Raw genomic sequence first — 20,151 nt, 5'->3', positions numbered from 1 at the left:
CGTCCTCACCATCCAGGTGACGGACCCGCCGTTGCCGGGTGCGGGCCTGCAGCAGGCGCTGTGGATCGACCGTGGCACCATCGCGTGGCCGTCCGACTGGGCTGCTGACCCGGCCACCTCGACGTTCGCGCTGCACAGCTCCGCCGTCGGCGGGATGTCGGTGCAGGACGGCGCGCTCGTCGGCGACGACGGCGTCCCCGTGCCGCTGACGTACGACCCGACCGGCCTCACCGCGGCCCAGCTGGCCCGGTTCCCCGCGCTCGCGACGGGGTACCTGGCGCTGCACGTCGGGGACGACGCCCGGGCCGCGGAGCTCCTCCGTGGCGCGCTGCTGGTCACCCAGCAGGCGGCCGACGGCACGTACCAGGCCGCGACCGGGGTGCAGGTCCCGGGCGTGCTGGACGACCTGTACGCGGCGAAGGCGGGCAAGCGCGCGCTGGGTGCCACCTGGAGCAAGAGCGGCGTCCCGTCGCTCGCGGTGTGGGCGCCGACGGCGCAGAAGGTCGACCTGCTGCTCTGGACCGGCTCGGCCACCGCGGACCCGCAGCGGGTCACGGCCACGCGCCAGACCGACGGCTCGTGGACGGTCGCCGGCGCGAAGTCGTGGGCCGGTGCGCAGTACCTCTGGGAGGTGACGGTCTACGCGCCGACCACCGACAAGGTCGAGGTCAACCAGGTCACCGACCCCTACTCGGTGGCGCTGACCACCAACTCGACCCGCTCGGTCCTGGTCGACCTGGCCGACAAGGCGTTCCGGCCGTCGCAGTGGGAGAAGACGAAGCAGCCGGTGGTGCGGCCCGTGGACCAGACGATCTACGAGCTGCACGTGCGGGACTTCTCGATCAACGACACGACGGTCCCCGCCGCGAAGCGGGGCACCTACCTCGCGTTCGCGACGAACGGCGCCGGACGCACGCACCTGCGTGAGCTGCAGAAGGCGGGGCTGACCACGATCCACCTGCTCCCGACCTTCGACATCGCGTCGATCCAGGAGGACCGCGCCCTGCAGAAGACGCCGGACTGCGACCTCGCGTCGTACGCCCCGGACTCCGAGCAGCAGCAGGCCTGCGTGACGGCCGTGGCCGACGCGGACGGCTTCAACTGGGGGTACGACCCGCTGCACTGGTCGGCGCCCGAGGGCTCGTACGCGGTGAACCCCGAGGGCGGGGCGCGCGTGGCCGAGTTCCGGACGATGGTCGGTGCCCTGCACTCCGACGGCCTGCAGGTGGTCCTCGACCAGGTGTTCAACCACACCACCGCGAGCGGGCAGTCGCCGCAGTCGATCCTCGACCGCGTCGTGCCCGGCTACTACCAGCGGCTGACCGCCACGGGCACGGTCGAGAACTCGACCTGCTGCCAGAACGTGGCGACCGAGCACCTCATGGCGCAGAAGGCCATGGTCGACTCGGTGGTGACGTGGGCCCGCGACTACAAGGTCGACGGCTTCCGGTTCGACCTCATGGGCCACCACTCGGTGGACACCATGAAGGCCGTGCGCGCGGGGCTGGACGCGCTGACCCCCAAGAAGGACGGGGTCGACGGGTCGAAGGTCTACCTCTACGGCGAGGGCTGGAACTTCGGCGAGGTGATGGACAACGCGCTGTTCACGCAGGCCACGCAGGGCCAGCTGGGCGGCACGGGCATCGGCACCTTCTCCGACCGGCTGCGCGACGCCGTCCGCGGCGGAGGTCCGTTCGACGCCAACCCGCACATCCAGGGCTTCGGCTCCGGCGGCGGCACCGACCCGAACGGGGACCCGATCAACGGCACGGAGGCCCAACAGCTGGCCCGGGCGGCGCACGACGGCGACCTGGTCCGGCTCGGCATGGCCGGCAACCTGCGGGACTTCGCGTTCGAGACGAGCGCGGGGACGGTCCAGAAGGGGTMGGAGATCGACTACAACGGCCAGCCGGCCGGGTACGCCGACTCCCCGGAGGAGGTCATCACCTACGTCGACGCGCACGACAACGAGACCCTGTGGGACTCGCTCACCTACAAGCTGCCGACGGACACCCCGATGGCGGACCGGGTGCGCATGAACACGGTCTCGCTGGCGACCACGGCCCTGGCCCAGACCCCGTCGTTCTGGCACGCGGGCGCYGACCTGCTGCGCAGCAAGTCGCTCGACCGCAACAGCTTCAACTCGGGCGACTGGTTCAACAGCCTCGACCTGTCCGGCCAGGACAACGGCTTCGGCCGCGGTCTGCCGCCGAAGGCCGACAACGTGGACAAGTGGCCCTACCAGCAGCCGCTGCTGGCCGACCCGGCCCTCAAGCCGACGCCGGCCGACATCGCGACCGCGTCCAAGGCCGCCGACGACCTGCTGCGGCTGCGCTTCTCGACGCCGCTGTTCCGGCTCGGGTCCGCCCAGCTGATCGAGCAGAAGGTCGGCTTCCCGGGCTCCGGTCCGGACGCCGACCCCGGGGTGGTCGTCATGACCATCGACGACGCGCCCGGCTGGGACGCGACGACGAGGACGTGGGCCAAGGACGTGGACAAGAAGCTCGACGGGGTGCTGGTGGTGGTCAACGCGTCCGACGAGGCGACCACCCAGACCGTGTCCTCGCTGAGCGGCCACAGGCTGACCCTGTCGCCGGTCCAGGCCAAGGGCAGCGACCCGGTGGTCAAGGGCACCAGCTGGGACAAGGCCAGCGGCACCGTGACCGTCCCGCCCCGCACCGTCGCGGTGCTGGTGGAGAACCACGCGAGCGGCCACCACGGTGGCGGCTGGTGGCACTCGTTCCGCGGGTGGTGGGCCTCGCACGTGGCGTGAGCCGACGAGCCGCCGCAGCGGCAACCGGTGAGGGCGAAGGGCCTCGCGACCTCGGTCGCGGGGCCCTTCGGTGTCTCGTGACGTGGACCACTGTCTTCGTGGCGCGAAGCCAAGAGCGCGGGGATACGTCCTGAAGGTGACCTGTTAGCGTTCACTTCGTAATGACTTCGTGATGTTCACACGCTCAGAGGTCGATTGACTTCGAGAAACGAATGTAACAAGGTTGGGGCCGCTGCACCCGACGGAGCACTACCGACGGTCGCAGCCGGGACACCGGACCGGGAGCGCAGATGCTGCCTGTTCGACGAACCCGAGCACTCCCAGGCCCGAGTCACCGGGCCCTCAACGACGAGAAGGAGCACAGCAATGCGACGGATCACTATCGCGGCAGTGGGTGCGGTCTTCGCACTCGGCCTGGCCGCATGCTCGGGCAGCGGCGCCGGCGGCGACGACGCGGCGACCAGCGGTGCGACCAAGGACGCGAGCGACCTCACGGTCGGCGTCGCAATGCCGACGCAGACCTCGGAGCGGTGGATCGCCGACGGCAAGGCCGTCAAGGAGGGCCTCGAGAAGGCCGGCTACAAGGTCGACCTGCAGTACGCCGGGGACGACATCCCCACGCAGCAGCAGCAGATCGACCAGATGATCACCAAGGGCGCGGACCTGCTGATCCTCGCCTCGATCGACGGCACCGCCCTGGCCACGCAGCTCCAGGCCGCCGCCGACGCGAACATCCCGGTCATCGCGTACGACCGCCTGATCCGCGACAGCGAGAACGTCGACTTCTACGTGACGTTCGACAACTACAAGGTCGGCGTGCAGCAGGCGACCTCGCTGCTGACCGGCCTGGGCATCCTCAAGGACGACGGCTCGAAGGGTGACGCGGCGGGTCCGTTCAACATCGAGCTGTTCGCGGGCTCGCTGGACGACAACAACGCGCACTTCTTCTACCAGGGTGCGATGGACACGCTGCAGGAGTACATCGACAACGGCACGCTCGTCGTGAAGTCGGGCCAGACCGACATCGAGCAGGTCGCCACGCTGCGCTGGCTGCAGGAGACGGCGCAGAAGCGCATGGAGGACCTCCTCACGTCGACCTACTCGGACGGCTCCAAGGTCCAGGGTGTGCTGTCCCCGTACGACGGTCTGTCGCGCGGCATCATCACGGCGCTGCAGAACGCCGGCTACGGCCCGGCGATCTCCGGCGGCATGCCGATCGTCACCGGCCAGGACGCCGAGATCGCGTCGGTCAAGCTGATCAACGACGACGTGCAGTACTCGACGATCTTCAAGGACACGCGCAAGCTCGCCGACCAGGCCATCGTCTCCGCGCAGGCCTTCCTCGCGGGCAACGAGCCCGAGGCGAACGACACCAAGACGTACGACAACGGCGTCAAGGTGGTCCCGTCCTTCCTGCTCGACTCGGACGTCGTCGTCAAGGACGGCATCCAGAGCCTGCTGATCGACTCGGGCTACTGGACGGCCGACCAGGTCGCCAGCGGCCAGGCCTGACCCGTTCGACCTGACCCTCGACCGGCCGGCACCGCGTGCCGGCCGGTCGGGGGTCACCCCCACCAGCGGAGGGCCCGGCGACCGAGCCCTGCACGACGAAGGACGGTGGAAGCCGCGTGGCCAACCCCATTCTCGAGATGCAAGCCATCACCAAGACTTTCCCCGGCGTCAAGGCACTGCAGGACGTGTCGATGTCGGTCGAGCGTGGCGAGATCCACGCGATCTGCGGCGAGAACGGTGCCGGCAAGTCCACCCTCATGAAGGTGCTCTCCGGCGTGTACCCGTACGGCTCCTACGAGGGGTCGATCCTCTTCGAGGGCGAGGAGGTGCAGTTCGGGTCGATCAACGACTCCGAGGCCAAGGGCATCGTGATCATCCACCAGGAGCTCGCCCTCGTCCCGTACCTGTCGGTCGCGGAGAACATCTTCCTCGGCAACGAGCGCTCGCAGCGCGGGCTCATCGACTGGAACCGCGCCAACTCCGAGGCGGCTGCCCTGCTCGCCCGGGTGGGCCTCGACGAGCTCCCGGTCACCCCGATCGGCCAGCTCGGCGTCGGCAAGCAGCAGCTCGTGGAGATCGCGAAGGCGCTCTCCAAGGAGGTGAAGCTGCTGATCCTCGACGAGCCCACCGCGGCCCTGAACGACAACGACTCCGAGCACCTGCTCGGGCTCCTGCGCCAGCTCAAGGCCCAGGGCATCACGTGCATCATGATCTCGCACAAGCTCAACGAGATCGCCGAGATCGCCGACACCACGACGATCATCCGCGACGGCCGGACCGTCGAGACGCTGAACATGGCGGCCGACGAGGTCACGCAGGAGCGGATCATCCGCGGCATGGTCGGCCGGGACCTCGGCCACCGGTTCCCCCCGCACGACTCGACCATCGGCGAGGAGGTGCTGCGGATCGAGGACTGGACCGTGCACCACCCGACCGACCCCGAGCGCATCGTCGTCGACGGCGCCGCCCTCTCGGTGCGCGCGGGCGAGATCGTGGGCCTGGCCGGGCTCATGGGCGCGGGCCGCACCGAGCTCGCGATGTCGGTCTTCGGCCGGTCCTACGGCAGCAACATCTCCGGCAGGCTCTTCCTCCACGGCGAGGAGATCAAGGCGTCCACCGTGAGCGAGGCCATCTCGCACGGCATCGCGTACGCCACCGAGGACCGCAAGAAGTACGGCCTGAACCTCATCGAGGACATCCGGTCCAACATCTCCGCCGCCAACCTCGGCAAGGTGTCCCGCTCCGGGTTCGTCAACGCGAACGAGGAGATCAAGGTCGCCGAGGAGTACCGCCAGAGCATGAACATCAAGGCGCCGACGGTGCTGGCGCTGGCGGGCAAGCTCTCGGGCGGCAACCAGCAGAAGGTCGTGCTGAGCAAGTGGCTCTTCACGGACCCGCAGGTGCTCATCCTCGACGAGCCGACGCGCGGTATCGACGTCGGCGCCAAGTACGAGATCTACACGCTGATCAACGCCCTCGCCGACGCCGGCAAGGCCGTGCTCGTCATCTCCTCGGAGCTGCCCGAGCTGCTCGGCATCTGCAACCGGATCTACACGCTCTCGGCCGGCCGGATCACCGGTGTGCTGCCGCGGGAGCAGGCGACTCAGGAGAACCTGATGGAGCTCATGACCAAGGAAAGGGACCAGGTTCGATGACCGCCATGGCAGGCCTGAGGGACCTCTTCACGAGGAACCTGCGTCAGAGTGGGATCGTCGTCGCGTTCGTCGCCATCGTGGGGCTGTTCACCATCCTCACCGACGGCGTCCTGCTCTCCCCGGGCAACGTGACGAACATCGTCCTCCAGTACTCGTACATCCTCATCCTCGCGATCGGCATGATGATCGTCATCGTCGGCGGTCACATCGACCTGTCGGTGGGGTCGGTGGTCGCGCTCACCGGCGCGGTCTCCGCGGTGGTCGTCATCAAGCAGGGGCTCCCGTGGTGGGTCGGCGTGCTCGCCGGTCTCGCGGTCGGCCTCCTGGTCGGCTTCTGGCAGGGCTTCTGGGTCGCGTACGTCGGCATCCCCGCGTTCATCGTGACGCTGGCCGGCATGCTCCTGTTCCGCGGCATGACGCTGCGCGTGCTCGACAACGTGTCGCTCTCGCCGTTCCCGGCCGAGTACCAGCGGATCGCCGGTGGCTTCCTCAACGGGTTCCTCGGCGGCAACGGCATCGACGTCTTCACGCTCGTCATCGGCGCGATCGCGGTGCTCGGCTACGCGGTGAGCCAGGTGCGTGCCCGCCAGGGGCGGATCAAGTACCAGCAGGTCGTCGAGTCGATGCCGATCTTCGTCACCAAGATCGTGCTGGTCGGGCTCGTCGGCATGGCCTTCACCTACCAGCTGGCCCGCAGCCGTGGCCTGCCGATCGTGCTGATCATCCTGGGCATCCTGATCATCGCCTACACGGTCGTGACGACGAAGACCGTCTTCGGCCGCCACGTCTACGCGATCGGCGGCAACCTCTCGGCCGCGCAGCTATCGGGCGTGAAGGTCAAGAAGGTCAACTTCTGGATCTTCGTCAACATGGGCGTGCTCGCCGCCGTCGCCGGTGTCGTGTACTCGTCGCGGTCCAACGGCGCACAGCCGGGCGCGGGCAACATGTTCGAGCTCGACGCCATCGCCGCCTGCTTCATCGGCGGTGCGTCCACCACGGGCGGCGTCGGCCGGGTCACGGGCGCCATGGTCGGTGGCCTGATCATGGCCGTCATGAGCAACGGCATGCAGCTCATGGGCATCGACCAGTCGGTGCAGCAGATGGTCAAGGGACTCGTCCTGCTGCTGGCCGTCGCGTTCGACATCTACAACAAGCGGCGCGCGGGCGCGGCGCGCTGACGAACGACCGATCGGGGCAGAGGCTCGGGGCTATGCTCGCGGGCGTGGGAGGGCGACTGACGATGTCGGGCTCCCAGTCGTCGCTCCGTGAGGCGAACCGGGCCCTGATCGTCGAGACGGTCCACCGGCACGGCGGGCTCACGCAGGTGGAGCTCGCCGGTGCCACCGGCCTGTCGGCCGCGACCGTCTCGACGATCGTCAAGGAGCTGCTCGGCGCCGGCGTCGTCGAGACGCGGAACACCACCCGGAGCGGGCGACGTGCCCAGATGGTCACGCTCGCCCACCGGGTGGGTCTGGCGGTGGGCATCATCATCGGCCACCGGCAGCTGCGCGTGGCGCTCGGCGACGTGACCAGCGAGGTCGTCGCCGAGCAGACCCTCCCGCTGCCCCCCGAGCACCGGGTGGACACCAGCCTCGACCGCGCCGCCCTGCTGGTCGCGGACCTGCTCGAGCGCGTGGGCTCGACCGGCGACGAGGTCGTCGGCATCGGGGTCGGCCTGCCGGCGCCCGTCGACAGCACGACCGGCATGATCTCCGTGCGCGGCATGATGCGCGGCTGGGACGAGGTCCACGTCGCCCACGTGCTGTCCAAGCGCCTCGCGAGCCCCGTGTTCGTCGACAACGACGCGAACCTCGGGGCGCTCGCCGAGAGCGCGCACGGCGCGTCCCGCATCTACCGGGACTCCGTGTACGTCCGCGCGTCGTACGGCACGGGCGCGGGGATCGTCATCGGCGGCCAGGTGCACCGCGGCTTCGCGGGGACCGCCGGCGAGATCGGCCACGTGCAGGTGGACCCCCAGGGCGACATCTGCCGGTGCGGCAGCCGCGGGTGTCTCGACACCGTCGTCGGCGCCGCCGCCCTGCTCGAGCCGCTGCGGTCCAGCCACGGCTCCCTCGCGCTGCGCGACGTCATCCAGCAGGCGATCGACGGCGACCCGGGGTGCGCGCGCGTGATCGCCGACGCCGGGTCGACCATCGGCGAGGTCGTCTCCGGGCTGGCCATGGCCGTGAACCCGGAGTGCATCGTGGTCGGCGGCGAGCTGGCCGAGACCGGGGAGCTCCTGCTCGGCCCCCTCCGCGAGGCGATCCGCCACCGGGTGCTGCTCAACCAGATCGCCCCGCTCGAGGTCGTGCCCGCCGAGCTGGGTCAGCGCGCCGAGGTCATCGGCGCGCTCGAGCTCGTGCTGCGGTCGACCGACTTCGTCCAGCGTTCCGACGACCAGGCCCGGTCGGCGAGCCAGCAGGAGGACGACGATTGACGCGCGAACCAGGCGGGGTTTCACTGCAGGTACGTGCCCAACGAGGAGCAGGTGAGGTCATGAGCGCATCCCCCCGGGTGCCGCTGCTGTCCCTCAGGCAGATCAGCCTGCGGTTCGGTGCGGTCGAGGCGCTCGTCGGCGTCGACCTCGACGTGTTCGACCACCAGGTGGTCGCGCTCGTCGGGGACAACGGCGCCGGCAAGTCGACGGTGGCCAAGGTGATCTCCGGCGTGCTCACGCCCGACTCCGGGATCATCGAGATCGACGGCGAGCAGGTGACCATCCCCTCGCCGTCCGCGGCGCACGCGCTCGGCATCGCCACCGTGTTCCAGGACCTCGCGCTGGCGGGCAACCTCGACGTGACGTCGAACATCTTCCTCGGCCGCGAGCTGACCGACGGGGTGCTGCTCGACGACGGGAGGATGGAGCAGGTGGCCCGGGGGATCCTGCGCGACCTCACCCTGCGCATCCCGTCGGTGCGCACGCCGCTGTCCGAGCTCTCGGCGGGGCAGCGCCAGGCGGTCGCGATCGCGCGCACCCTCATCGGGTCCCCGCGCCTGGTCGTGCTCGACGAGCCCACCGCCGCCCTGTCCGTCGCGCAGACCGCCGAGGTGCTCACGTACATCGAGCGCCTGCGCGACCTGGGCCACGGCGTCATCCTCATCAGCCACAACATGAACGACGTGCGCGCCGTGTCCGACCGGATCGTCGTGCTGCGGCACGGGCGCAACAACGGCTCGTTCGACGCCTCCAGCGCCACCTACGAATCGGTCCTGGCCGCGATCACCGGGGCGACCAGCCTGGACAACAGCGACATGCTGCGCCGGATGGGCGCGCTGCACTGACCCCGCGGGCCCCTCGGCCGTTGAGGTCGCGGGCCTGTCGGCCGTGCCGGGTTGCGGAGACCGCGGCTCAGCCGTCCGGCAGGTCGCCGGCACCGCCGGGCCGGCGCCCAGCGGTTCGCGTGACGACTTTGTTCCGCTGAGCGCAAACAAAGTCTTCACGCGAACCCCCAGCGCGTCGCGGTCACCGGCGGCGCGATGCAGCGCCGCGCCCGCGAGTCCTCCGGGTGTGCGCCCCTAGCCGGCCGCCGCGGCGAGTCATGCTCACCGGGGCTGTGGATTGCCGGCGTCGTCGATCTCGCTCCCGCGGGACACTGCGGCCGTGAGCGACGCCCGCCCTGCACCCCGACCGGCTCGGTTCCCACCCCAGCTGGACGTTGCCGCGCGGAGCACCGTCGTCCGGCAGGAGGCCGTGGTGACATCGGCGCAGCTGCATGCGTGGGGAGTGGGCCGTGCGGTCGTGTCCCGACGAATTGCCCAAGGTGACTGGCAGCGGCTGTGGCGCGGCGTCGTCGCCCTGCACTCGGGCGCGATCACGTGGCGGGAGCGCGCTCGTGGAGCTGTGCTCTACGCCGGCGACGGTGCCGCTCTCTCGCACGCCTCGGCGGCCTTCGTGCACGGGGTCGTCTCGGCGCCCGGCCCGCAGATCGTGGTGAGCGTCCCCGCCCGCCGCGTCGTGTCGATACCGCCCGGTCTCGTGGTGCGGCGCCGGCGGACGATGCCGTACGCGGGCGGGCCGATCCGAGCCACCGGCGTCGATGACACCGTGCTGGACCTGGTGCACGAGATCGACTCGGAGGATGACGTCGTCGGCCTCGTCTGCGACGCGGTCCGCGCTGGCGTGCTGCCCGGCCGGCTCCTGAGGTACGCCGGCGAGCGGCGGCTCCTCCGGCACCGTGACCTGGTGGAGGACCTGCTCGGGGACGACGGCCAGGGCATCGAGTCGCCGCTCGAGCACCGCTACGTCCGCGACGTCGAACGGCGCCACCGGCTGCCCACCGCACACGCCCRGGTGCGCGAGCGGACCGGCGGGCGCTGGATCCGGGCCAACCGGGTGCATGTCGGGCTCGGCGTCCGGATCGAGCTGGACGGGCAGCTCGCCCATCCGTCCGGCCGCACGGACCGAGACACGTGGCGCGACAACGCGGTGCTGATCGAGCGGTCCGAGATCACCCTGCGATACCGGTGGCAGCACGTGGTGAGCGAACCGTGCGCCACGGCCGCGCAGGTGGTGGCTGCGCTGCGCTCGCGCGGCTGGACAGGTCGAGCGCGACGCTGTTCGCCGACCTGCCCTGTGCTCGCGTGAAGACCTTGTTCCGCTGAGCGCAACGAAGTCTTCACGCGAACGGGTGCCGCTCCCGCCGCCCGCCGACGTCGACCGGTCAGCGGGTCGTACTGCTCAGCGGAAGACGATCGTGCGGTGGCCGTCGAGGAGCACGCGGTGCTCGGCGTGCCAGCGCACGGCCCGGGCCAGGGCCCGTCGCTCGACGTCCTGCCCCAGCGCCACCAGGTCGTCGACGTGGCGGGAGTGGTCGACGCGCTCGACGTCCTGCTCGATGATCGGGCCCTCGTCGAGGTCGCCGGTGACGTAGTGGGCGGTGGCGCCGATGAGCTTGACGCCGCGGTCGTGGGCCTGCGCGTACGGCCGGGCGCCCTTGAACGAGGGCAGGAACGAGTGGTGGATGTTGATGATGCGGCCCGGCAGGGCGCGGCAGAGGTCGTCGGACAGGATCTGCATGTAGCGCGCGAGCACCACGAGCTCGACGTCGAGCTCCTCGACCAGCTCGAGCAGCCGGGCCTCGGCCTGCTGCTTGGTCGCGGCCGTCACGGGGACGTGGTGGAACGGGATGCCGTAGAACGCGGCCAGCGGCTCCAGGGCGGTGTGGTTGGACACCACGGCGACCAGGTCGATCGGCAGGTTCTCGGACCGCTGGCGGAACGCGAGGTCGTTGAGGCAGTGTGCGGCGGTCGATCCCATGACGAGCGTGCGGACCGGGCGGCCGACGACGTCGAGCGACCACTCCATCGCGAAGCGCGCGGCCACGGGCGCGAACGCCGCCTCGAGCTCGTCCCGCGGCGTCGATGCAGTGACCTGCACCCGCATGAAGAACAGCCCCGACAGCGGGTCCCCGAACTGCTGCGACTCGGTGATGTTCCCTCCGTGCTCGGCCAGCAGCCCGGCGACCGCGTGCACGATCCCGGGGCGGTCGGGGCAGGAGAGGGTGAGGACCCAGTGAATGCTGTCGAGTGAGTCGGAGGACACGAGGTCCGAGAGTAGTGGTCGCGCGGATCGGCTGACACGATGGGCCGCATGACGCAGGCCGACCTCCAGATCCGTTCGGTGACCCCCGACGACGCCGGCGAGCTGCTCACGCTGCGCCGCGCCGCGTTCGTGACCGAGGCCCAGCAGTACGGCGACCCGCACATCCCGCCGCTCACGCAAACCCTCGAGGAGCTCGAGGCTGACCTGCAGAAGGACGGCGTCATCACGCTGGGCGGCTGGTACGGCCACCGCCTCGTCGGCTCGATCCGCGTGCTCATCGAGGGCCCGAAGGCGACGCTGGGCCGCTTCGCGGTCGCCCCCGACCTGCAGGGGCAGGGGTTCGGCACCCAGATGCTCATGGCGATCCTGCCGTTCCTGCCCGAGGGCATCGAGGAGGTCTGGGTGTTCACCGGCCGTGACTCGGTGCAGAACCTCGCGCTGTACGCCAAGCACGGGTACGAGCACCAGCACGACCAGACCGCCGGTGACCTCACCTACGCGTACCTGCGAAAGATCCTGGGCGACGGCTCCGACGAGGGCTGAGCCTTGGTAGCCTGTCCGCGTCGCGACTGGCGAAACGGGTGGGTCACCACCGGGGAGCGACGCAGCAGCAGACCAACGGGTCGGACGCCTGGGCCCCCGGTCACCACACACGAGTGTGCGGGTGCCGGTGCGCGCGTACACGCTGACTGCGAACAGGAGTGCCGATGAGCGCCGACCAGATCCCCTTGATGGATCAGAACATCTCCCAGCTGGACCCGGAGATCGCCGCCGTCCTCGACGGTGAGCTCGCCCGCCAGCAGGGCACGCTCGAGATGATCGCGAGCGAGAACTTCGTGCCCCGCGCCGTCCTGCAGGCGCAGGGCTCCGTGCTCACCAACAAGTACGCCGAGGGCTACCCGGGCCGCCGCTACTACGGCGGCTGCGAGCAGGTCGACATCGCGGAGAACATCGCGATCGCCCGTGCCAAGGCCCTGTTCGGCGCCGAGCACGCCAACGTCCAGCCGCACTCGGGTGCCACGGCGAACGCGGCCGTGCTGCACGCCCTGATCAACGCGGGCGACAAGATCCTCGGCCTCGAGCTGGCGCACGGCGGCCACCTCACGCACGGCATGAAGATCAACTTCTCCGGCAAGCTCTACCAGGTCGGCGCCTACGGGGTGGACCCCGAGACGTTCCTGGTCGACATGGACGTCGTGCGCGAGAAGGCGCTCGAGCAGCGCCCCGACGTGATCATCGGCGGCTGGTCCGCGTACCCGCGCCAGCTCGACTTCGCGGCGTTCCGTTCCATCGCCGACGAGGTGGGCGCCAAGCTCTGGGTCGACATGGCGCACTTCGCCGGCCTGGTGGCCGCGGGCCTGCACCCGAGCCCCGTCCCGCACTCCGACGTGGTGTCCTCCACGGTGCACAAGACGATCGGCGGCCCCCGCTCGGGCTTCATCCTGAGCCGCGAGGAGTACGCCAAGAAGATCGACTCGGCCGTGTTCCCGGGCCAGCAGGGCGGCCCGCTCATGCACGTGATCGCCGCCAAGGCCGTCGCGTTCAAGGTGGCCGGCACCGAGGAGTTCAAGGACCGCCAGCAGCGCACGCTCGACGGCGCCCGCCTCATCGCCGAGCGCCTCTCGGCCCCGGACGTCACGGCGGCCGGCGTCTCCGTGCTCACCGGCGGCACCGACGTGCACCTCGTGCTCGTCGACCTGCGCCACTCGGACCTCGACGGCCAGYAGGCCGAGGACCTCCTGCACGAGGCCGGCATCACCGTGAACCGCAACGCGGTGCCCTTCGACCCGCGCCCCCCGCGCGTCACCTCCGGCCTGCGCATCGGCACGCCGGCGCTGGCCACCCGCGGCTTCGGCGACGCCGAGTTCACGGAGGTCGCGGACATCATCGCGAACGCCCTGATCAACGGTGCCGCGACCGACGTCGAGGCGCTCCGGGCCCGGGTGCTCAAGCTCACCGAGTCCTTCCCCCTGTACTCCGACCTGCAGCAGTACTGATGACGGCTCGGCTTCTCGACGGGACGGCCACGGCGGCCCGGATCAAGGCGGAGCTGACCGAGCGGGTGGTCGCCCTCGCCGCGCGAGGCGTGACCCCGGGCCTCGGCACCCTGCTCGTCGGCGACGACCCCGGCTCGCGCTGGTACGTCGCCGGCAAGCACAAGGACTGCGCCGAGGTGGGCATCGCCTCGATCCGTGAGGACCTGCCCGCCACGGCCACGCAGGACGAGATCGAGGCGGCCGTGCGCCGGCTGAACGAGGACCCGGAGTGCACCGGGTTCATCGTGCAGCTGCCGCTGCCCAAGGGCATCGACGCCAACCGGGTGCTCGAGCTCGTCGACCCCGACAAGGACGCCGACGGCCTGCACCCGACCAACCTCGGGCGCCTGGTCCTGCGTGTCAACGAGCCGGTCACGTCTCCGCTGCCGTGCACGCCGCGGGGCATCATCGACCTGCTGCTGCGGCACGACGTCGACCTGCACGGGGCGGACGTGGTCATCGTCGGCCGGGGCGTGACCGTTGGGCGCTCGATCGGCCTGCTGCTCACGCGGCGGGAGATCAACGCGACCGTCACGCTCACCCACACGGGCACGGAGGACCTGGCGGAGCACACGCGCAACGCCGACGTCATCATCGCCGCGGCCGGGGTCCCGGGGATCATCACGGCCGACATCGTCAAGCCGGGCGCCGTCGTCATCGACGTCGGTGTCTCGCGGTCGACCGACCCGGAGACCGGCAAGAGCCGGGTCGTCGGCGACGTCGACCCCGGCGTGCGCGAGGTCGCCTCGTGGGTGTCGCCCAACCCGGGCGGCGTCGGTCCGATGACCCGCGCGATGCTGCTGAGCAACGTGGTGGACACCGCCGAGCGCCTGCTGGGCTGAAAACTTCCACGATCGGGGCCAGGCTGGTGCGGTGGCGGCCGGCCCCGGTCGTCGGAGGGAGATCAGTCATGGGCATCGTCCGTCCGCACCTCTGGTTCGACCGTCAGGCCGCCGAGGCGGCGCGGTTCTACGCCGAGGTCATCCCGCGGACGACCATCCACTCCGTCGTGACCGCGCCGCCGGGCACACCGGGCGTCGACGAGGGTGCGGAGTTCATCGTCGAGCTGTCCATCGACGGCATGCGCGCGACGTTCCTCAACGCCGGCCCGGTGTTCGTGCTCGACGAGGCGTTCTCGTTCGTCCTCGACTGCCCGGGCCAGGCGGAGGTCGACCACTACTGGGAGACGCTGATCGCCGACGGCGGCCGGCCGAGCCAGTGCGGCTGGCTCGTCGACAAGTTCGGGGTGTCGTGGCAGGTGGTGCCCGTGCAGCTGGACGAGATCATGTCCCGGCCCGACGCCGAGGGCGTGGCGCGCGCGATGGCGGAGATGCTGACGATGGGCAAGCTGGACGTCGAGGGCCTCGAGAGGGCGTACCGCGGGGAGTGAGCGGCCGTCCGGTCGTGTGGGCGAACTGAGGTTGGATGGTCCGGTGCTGACCATCGCGAGCGTGAACGTCAACGGGATCCGGGCCGCCTACAAGCGGGGGATGGGGGCCTGGCTGGAGGCGCGCAAGCCCGACGTGATCCTCCTGCAGGAGGTGCGCGCCACGGACGAGATCCTGGCCGACCACCTGCCGCCGGGGGACTGGCACCTGGCACACGAGGCGAGCGAGACCAAGGGCCGCGCGGGCGTCGCCATCGCCAGCCGGCTGCCCATGACGGCGGTCCGGATCGGGCTGAGGACCGGGGTCACGGGCGACTCGGGCCGCTGGGTCGAGGCGGACCTGGCCCTGCCGGCGCACGAGGGCGCGCCGTCGCGCAGCATCACCGTCGTGTCGACGTACCTGCACTCGGGCACGCTCGGGACGCCGTCGATGGACGAGAAGTACGCGTTCCTCGACCACGTGACCGGGCGGCTCGCGGACATCGCCGAGCAGGGCGGGTACGCCGTCGTCGCCGGGGACGTGAACATCGCCCACCGCGAGGCCGACATCAAGAACTGGAAGGGCAACCTGAAGTCGGCGGGCTTCCTGCCGCGCGAGCGCGCCTACCTCGACCGGTGGTTCGACGACCTCGGCTGGCACGACCTGGGGCGCGAGCTGGGCGGCGACGGTCCGGGGCCGTTCACGTGGTGGTCCTGGCGCGGGCAGGCGTTCGACAACGACTCCGGCTGGCGCATCGACTACCAGCTGGCCACGCCCGACCTCGCCGACGCCGCCGTGCGCGCGACGGTCGACCGGGCCGCCACGTACGCCGAGCGCTTCTCCGACCACGCGCCGGTGGTGGTCGAGTACGACCTCTGAGGAGCGGTACCCGAAACGTTTTGGGTACGGTGTCCGAACAGGGGAACGGACGAATGGGGCGCGCGTGCTGAGGTCGACGACGATCCGTGCCGGAGCGGCGCTCCTCTCGCTGGTCCTTGCGGTCGCCGCCCTGGTGGTCGTGCCGTCGTCCGTCGCGCAGGCCGACTTCGCCTCGCAGTGCGCGGCACCGACGCGCACGCAGGATCCCGGCGCCTCGTCGGTCGGGGTCGCCCCCGGGGAGGTCGTCCTGGTCGCGACGAGCTTCACGGGCGGCATCGACTCCCTGCCGGCGGGCGGGACGCTGTGCGTCGGGCCGGGCGCAACCCTGACCGGGCTCTACATGAACAACGCGGCGGGCGCGATGGTCGTGGCGGCCGGCGCGTCGCTGGTGATGCCGTCGATCGTCGTCTCCGCCGGGTTCTCGCTCGACGTCGAGGGCACGGCGGCGTTCGTCGGCCTGGGCGTGAACGGGGCATCGGACATCCACGTCGCGCCGGACGCCCAGCTGACCGTGGCCACGGGCTTCAGTCCGGCGGCGGGCGCGTTCGTCAACGAGGGGGCGTTCGTCGTCGAGGGCTCGATGAACCTCAACTCCGGTGTCACCGTCGACAACTCGGGGACGTTCACGGTGCAGGGCGGGGCGACGGTCAACGGTCCGCTGGCCAACTCGGGGGCGCTCGTCGTCGGTGGCGGCCTGACCATCAACGGCTCGGGTGCGTTGCAGAACACCTGCGCCGTCACGACGGCAGGCCCCCTGATGAACAACGGCACCACGTCGAGCAACTCCGGGCTGGTGCAGGTCGGTGGCGACTTCACCAACAACGGCGGCTGGCAGCAGAGCCAGGCCGGCATCACCAGCGCGGTCGGGCTCACGGACGACGGGTCGGTCGGGGGATTCGGCGCGTACCAGTTCTCGGGCACCACCCGGGTGCAKGGAAGCTTCGTCGGGAGCTCGGCGACCGACCCGATCCGCGTGCAGTCCGTGGCGCCGCCCGGCCAGGTGTTCGACGTCGAGACCGGGACGATCCAGAACGTCGTCCGGACGACGGTCGCGGTGCTTGCGGCGACCCCGATCTGCGTAGGCCCGCCGGCGCCCGACAACGCGGACGTGACGGTGAGCAAGTCCGGCCCGGCGACCGTGCTCGAGGGCGGCACCGTCGCGTACTCCATCGCCGTGCACAACTCCGGCCCGTCGTCCGCGCAGGACGTGGTGGTCAGCGACACGCTCCCGGCAGGCTTCACGCTCGACCCGGCGTCGACGACCGGCACCCTCGTCGGCAACGTCCTGTCCTGGTCGGTGGGCACGCTGGCGCTGGACCAGGTCGTGGCGCTGTCGTTCGCCGGGACGGTGACGGCGGCGGCAGGCTCGACCCTGCTGAACGTGGCGAGCTCGACGTCCAGCACGATCGACACGGTCCCGGCCAACAACGACGGGTCGGCGGACGCGTCCCGGGTGTCCACCCTGGTTCTGGCCGTCCCGCCGCCGCTGAACCAGCCGCCGGTCGCCGACGACCTGGTGCTGGACACGACCACGGGACACCTGCTGGTCCACAGCGTCACGGCGACGGACCCGGACGCCGGCCAGGAGCTGACGTTCACGGTGAGCTCGGGGCCGGCGGAGGGCGTCCTCGACCTCGCCCCCGGCGGTGGGTTCGGGTACGTCTCCGACCTCGACTTCGCCGGGATCGACGTCTTCCAGTTCCAGGTCTGCGACAACGCAGCGCCCGTCCCCGCGTGCGACACCGGCACGGTCACCCTCAACGTGTACCCCCGAGCGCACGACGACGTCGCGACGACGGCGGAGGACACCCAGGTCGTCATCCCGCTGCTCTCCAACGACAGCGACGGCGCCCCGCTGGACGCCACGCCCGTGACCGCACCGGCGAACGGGTCGGTTCTCCTCGACCCCACGACGGGCGAGGCGACCTACACGCCGGCGCCGGGGTTCACCGGCACGGACACGTTCGAGTACCGGATCTGCTCGCCGACGACGACTCCGCCGCCGCTGCCGCTGTGCGACACGGCGCTCGTGACGGTGACCGTGGAACCGGGCAACGACCCGCCCACCATCGAGCCGCTCACCCTGGTCACCACCACGGGGACCCCGGTGACGGGGACGCTGGTGATCGCGGACCCGAACGCCGGCGACACCCTCACGGTCTTCCGCGGGATCCCGCCCCGCAGCGGGAACGCCACCGTCTCGCTCTCCGGGTCGACCACCTACGTGCCGCTGGGCGGGTTCGCGGGCAGGGACTTCTACGGAGCGATCGTCTGCGACGACGGTGCGCCGCGGCTGTGCGCGACGGCGCGAGTGACGGTCGAGGTCTCTCCGGTCGCCCAGCCCGACACCGCCACGACGACCGAGGGCACCGGCGTCGACATCGACCTGTCCGGCAACGACCGGGGAAGCGTCGCCCCCCCGACCGTGACGAGCCCGCCCTCCCACGGGACCGTCACGATCGACGGCGGCACGGCCCACTACGTGCCGGAGGCCGGCTTCACCGGGACGGACACGTTCGAGTACACGATCTGCGCCGCGATCGCCGACGACCTGTGCGCCACGACGACGGTGACGGTGACGGTGACGGCAGCGACGCCGACTCCGACACCGACGCCCGTGCCGCCCACACCGGCCCCCGGTCCGCAGCCCGACGACGGCGGGGTCCTGGCGACGACGGGAGCGGAGTCCGGCCCGGTGGGGCTGCTGGGCCTCGCGCTCGTGCTGGCCGGCGGGCTGCTGGTCCTCCTGCGCCGCCGCGGGGCGTAGTCCCACCGTCGGGAGGGTCGTCCGTCGGGAGCGGCGACGACGCTCCCGACGGAGCACGCGCGACCGCCACGCCCGTCGCTACCGTGGGCGGATGACGCCCGCGCCCGCCCCGTGGCAGGGCCCGCCGTGGGGCCGCGGGCGGTCGGCCTGGATCGCGGTCCCGGCCACGCTCCTCGCGCTCTTCACGGTCCTGGGCTGCGCGGGCGCGAATGCCTGGCACCCGGCCGCCCGTGCGTTCGACGCCCTGGCGGTGCTGCTCCTGCTGGTGGCCCCGGCCTCCCTGGTCCTCGTGGTCCGGCGCGGGGCGCCCGCGGTCGTCGGCGCGGTGCTCGCCGTCGCGGCTCCCGTCGTCTACCTCGCGCTCGGGTACGAGCCCGGCCCGGCGCTCGTCCCCCTGGGCTTCGTCGTCGTGGCCCTCGGCGTCACCCGACGACGGCTGCTGTCGCTGAGCGCGGGGACCGCCGGCGCGCTCGCGGTGGTCGTGCTGGCGCTGCGCCCGGACGGCCTCAGCCCGGTGTACACGACGCTGACGATCACCGGGCTGGCGGTCGCGATGCTGCTGGGGGAGGGCGCCCGGGGCCGCGCCGAGCGGGTGCAGGCCGTCCGGGCCGCCAGGGTTTCGCGCGAGGAGTCGGCGGCGGCCGCCGAGCGGCTCCGGATCGCCCGCGAGCTGCACGACGTGCTCGCGCACTCGCTGTCGGGGATCACCGTGCAGGCCGGCGTCGGGCTGCACCTCATGGACCGCGAGCCCGAGGCGGCGCGCCGCGCGCTGGTCGAGATCCGCGAGGCGAGCCGCGACGCGCTCGACGAGGTCCGGGACGTGCTCGGGGTCCTGCGCGCCGACGGCGAGGCGCCGCGAGCCCCCGCGGGCGGGCTCGGTGCGCTGGTCGAGCGGGCGCGTGCGGACGGGCTGGTCGTCGACGACGTGGGCCTCGACGTGGCGGTCCCCGAGCCGACTGCGGCCGTGCTCCACCGCGTCCTGCAGGAGGCGCTCACCAACGTCCGCCGGCACGCCCCGGGTGCATCCGTGCAGGTCACGCTGGTCGTGGGGGAGACGGTCGTGCTCGACGTGCGCGACGACGGGCCGCCGGTCGGGCCGCTGGTCGACGGGTACGGGCTGCGCGGGATGCGAGAGCGCGCGGCTGCGGTCGGCGGGTCGCTGACGGCGGGCTCCGGGCCGACCGGCTTCCACGTCCGGCTGGAGGTCCCGCGATGAGCACGACCATCCGGGTCCTCCTCGCCGACGACCAGGGCCTGGTGCGCGGCGGCTTCCGGGCGCTCATCGACGCCGAGCCGGACATGACGGTGGTGGGTGAGGCGGCCTCCGGCGACGAGGCGGTCCGGCTCGCGCTCGAGCTGCTGCCCGACGTGGTGCTCATGGACATCCGGATGCCGGGCACCGACGGGCTGACGGCGACGCGGCGGATCGTCGACGAGCCCCGGGCGGCGGGCGTCCGAGTGGTCGTCGTCACCACGTTCGAGCTCGACGAGTACGTGGCCGAGGCGATCCGTGGGGGAGCGTCGGGGTTCCTGGTCAAGGACACCGAGCCGGCTGACCTGCTCCGGGCCGTGCGCGTGGTGGCCGCCGGTGACGCGCTGCTCTCACCGACCGTGACGCGG

The 20,151-nt window shown here is 71.4% G+C and carries 16 protein-coding genes and 1 riboswitch; of the genes, 15 read left to right on the top strand and 1 reads right to left on the bottom strand.

Features of this window, described 5'->3' with window-relative positions:
- The 7 genes from pulA to ACXJKG_RS09380 form a co-directional block, all read left to right on the top strand.
- Positions 1–2,773, top strand: a 2,773-nt coding sequence (gene pulA, locus ACXJKG_RS09410) for a pullulanase-type alpha-1,6-glucosidase (protein ID WP_456845500.1), incomplete at its 5' end; no start/stop codon positions are given.
- Positions 2,774–3,139: 366 nt separating this feature from the next.
- Complete coding sequence (gene chvE / locus ACXJKG_RS09405; RefSeq protein WP_456845499.1) at positions 3,140–4,285, top strand: multiple monosaccharide ABC transporter substrate-binding protein; 1,146 nt, start codon at positions 3,140–3,142, stop codon at positions 4,283–4,285.
- A 137-nt stretch (positions 4,286–4,422) separates the two neighbouring features.
- Complete coding sequence (gene mmsA, locus ACXJKG_RS09400) at positions 4,423–5,940, top strand: multiple monosaccharide ABC transporter ATP-binding protein (protein ID WP_456845502.1); 1,518 nt, start codon at positions 4,423–4,425, stop codon at positions 5,938–5,940.
- Entirely contained in the window at positions 5,937–7,118 is a 1,182-nt protein-coding gene (gene mmsB / locus ACXJKG_RS09395; protein ID WP_456845498.1) for a multiple monosaccharide ABC transporter permease, read from the top strand. The genes mmsA and mmsB overlap by 4 nt, the downstream gene beginning before the upstream one ends.
- A 62-nt stretch (positions 7,119–7,180) precedes the next feature.
- On the top strand, positions 7,181–8,377 hold the full coding sequence (locus tag ACXJKG_RS09390) for an ROK family protein (protein WP_456845501.1): 1,197 nt from the start codon (positions 7,181–7,183) through the stop codon (positions 8,375–8,377).
- A gap of 59 nt (positions 8,378–8,436) precedes the next feature.
- The gene (locus ACXJKG_RS09385; protein WP_456845497.1) at positions 8,437–9,222 is read left to right on the top strand and encodes an ATP-binding cassette domain-containing protein; all 786 of its coding nucleotides are present in this window, start codon (positions 8,437–8,439) and stop codon (positions 9,220–9,222) included.
- Positions 9,223–9,679: 457 nt separating this feature from the next.
- The gene (locus ACXJKG_RS09380) at positions 9,680–10,525 is read left to right on the top strand and encodes a type IV toxin-antitoxin system AbiEi family antitoxin domain-containing protein (RefSeq protein ID WP_456845496.1); all 846 of its coding nucleotides are present in this window, start codon (positions 9,680–9,682) and stop codon (positions 10,523–10,525) included.
- 93 nt (positions 10,526–10,618) lie between these two features.
- Here the strand turns inward: ACXJKG_RS09380 and purU are convergent, their stop codons facing one another.
- A complete protein-coding gene (purU, locus tag ACXJKG_RS09375) occupies positions 10,619–11,482 on the bottom strand; it encodes a formyltetrahydrofolate deformylase (protein ID WP_456845495.1) in 864 nt (287 codons plus the stop codon).
- A 39-nt stretch (positions 11,483–11,521) separates the two neighbouring features.
- On the opposite strand from purU, the gene ACXJKG_RS09370 reads away from it, so the two are divergent.
- The 8 genes from ACXJKG_RS09370 to ACXJKG_RS09335 all read left to right on the top strand — a co-directional run.
- The gene (locus tag ACXJKG_RS09370) at positions 11,522–12,025 is read left to right on the top strand and encodes a GNAT family N-acetyltransferase (RefSeq protein WP_456845494.1); all 504 of its coding nucleotides are present in this window, start codon (positions 11,522–11,524) and stop codon (positions 12,023–12,025) included.
- Positions 12,026–12,037: 12 nt separating this feature from the next.
- Positions 12,038–12,126, top strand: a riboswitch (ZMP/ZTP riboswitch).
- A gap of 63 nt (positions 12,127–12,189) precedes the next feature.
- Complete coding sequence (gene glyA, locus ACXJKG_RS09365; protein ID WP_456845493.1) at positions 12,190–13,479, top strand: serine hydroxymethyltransferase; 1,290 nt, start codon at positions 12,190–12,192, stop codon at positions 13,477–13,479.
- Complete coding sequence (locus ACXJKG_RS09360; protein ID WP_456845492.1) at positions 13,479–14,360, top strand: bifunctional methylenetetrahydrofolate dehydrogenase/methenyltetrahydrofolate cyclohydrolase; 882 nt, start codon at positions 13,479–13,481, stop codon at positions 14,358–14,360. The genes glyA and ACXJKG_RS09360 overlap by 1 nt, the downstream gene beginning before the upstream one ends.
- 68 nt (positions 14,361–14,428) lie before the next feature.
- Complete coding sequence (locus ACXJKG_RS09355) at positions 14,429–14,908, top strand: VOC family protein (RefSeq protein WP_456845491.1); 480 nt, start codon at positions 14,429–14,431, stop codon at positions 14,906–14,908.
- A gap of 43 nt (positions 14,909–14,951) precedes the next feature.
- Positions 14,952–15,764: an exodeoxyribonuclease III gene (locus ACXJKG_RS09350; RefSeq protein WP_456845490.1), complete on the top strand. Its 813-nt coding sequence runs from the start codon at positions 14,952–14,954 to the stop codon at positions 15,762–15,764.
- A 64-nt stretch (positions 15,765–15,828) separates the two neighbouring features.
- Complete coding sequence (locus ACXJKG_RS09345; protein WP_456845489.1) at positions 15,829–18,531, top strand: Ig-like domain-containing protein; 2,703 nt, start codon at positions 15,829–15,831, stop codon at positions 18,529–18,531.
- A 91-nt stretch (positions 18,532–18,622) separates the two neighbouring features.
- Positions 18,623–19,747 (top strand): sensor histidine kinase, encoded by a 1,125-nt coding sequence (locus tag ACXJKG_RS09340; protein ID WP_456845488.1) that lies wholly within the window; start codon positions 18,623–18,625, stop codon positions 19,745–19,747.
- The coding region (locus ACXJKG_RS09335) for a response regulator (RefSeq protein ID WP_456845487.1) at positions 19,744–20,151 on the top strand (408 nt) is incomplete at its 3' end. The genes ACXJKG_RS09340 and ACXJKG_RS09335, both read left to right, overlap by 4 nt.

The organism is Cellulomonas sp. P5_C6 (genome assembly GCF_054049635.1).
This window is presented reverse-complemented; position numbering and strand designations above follow the sequence as displayed.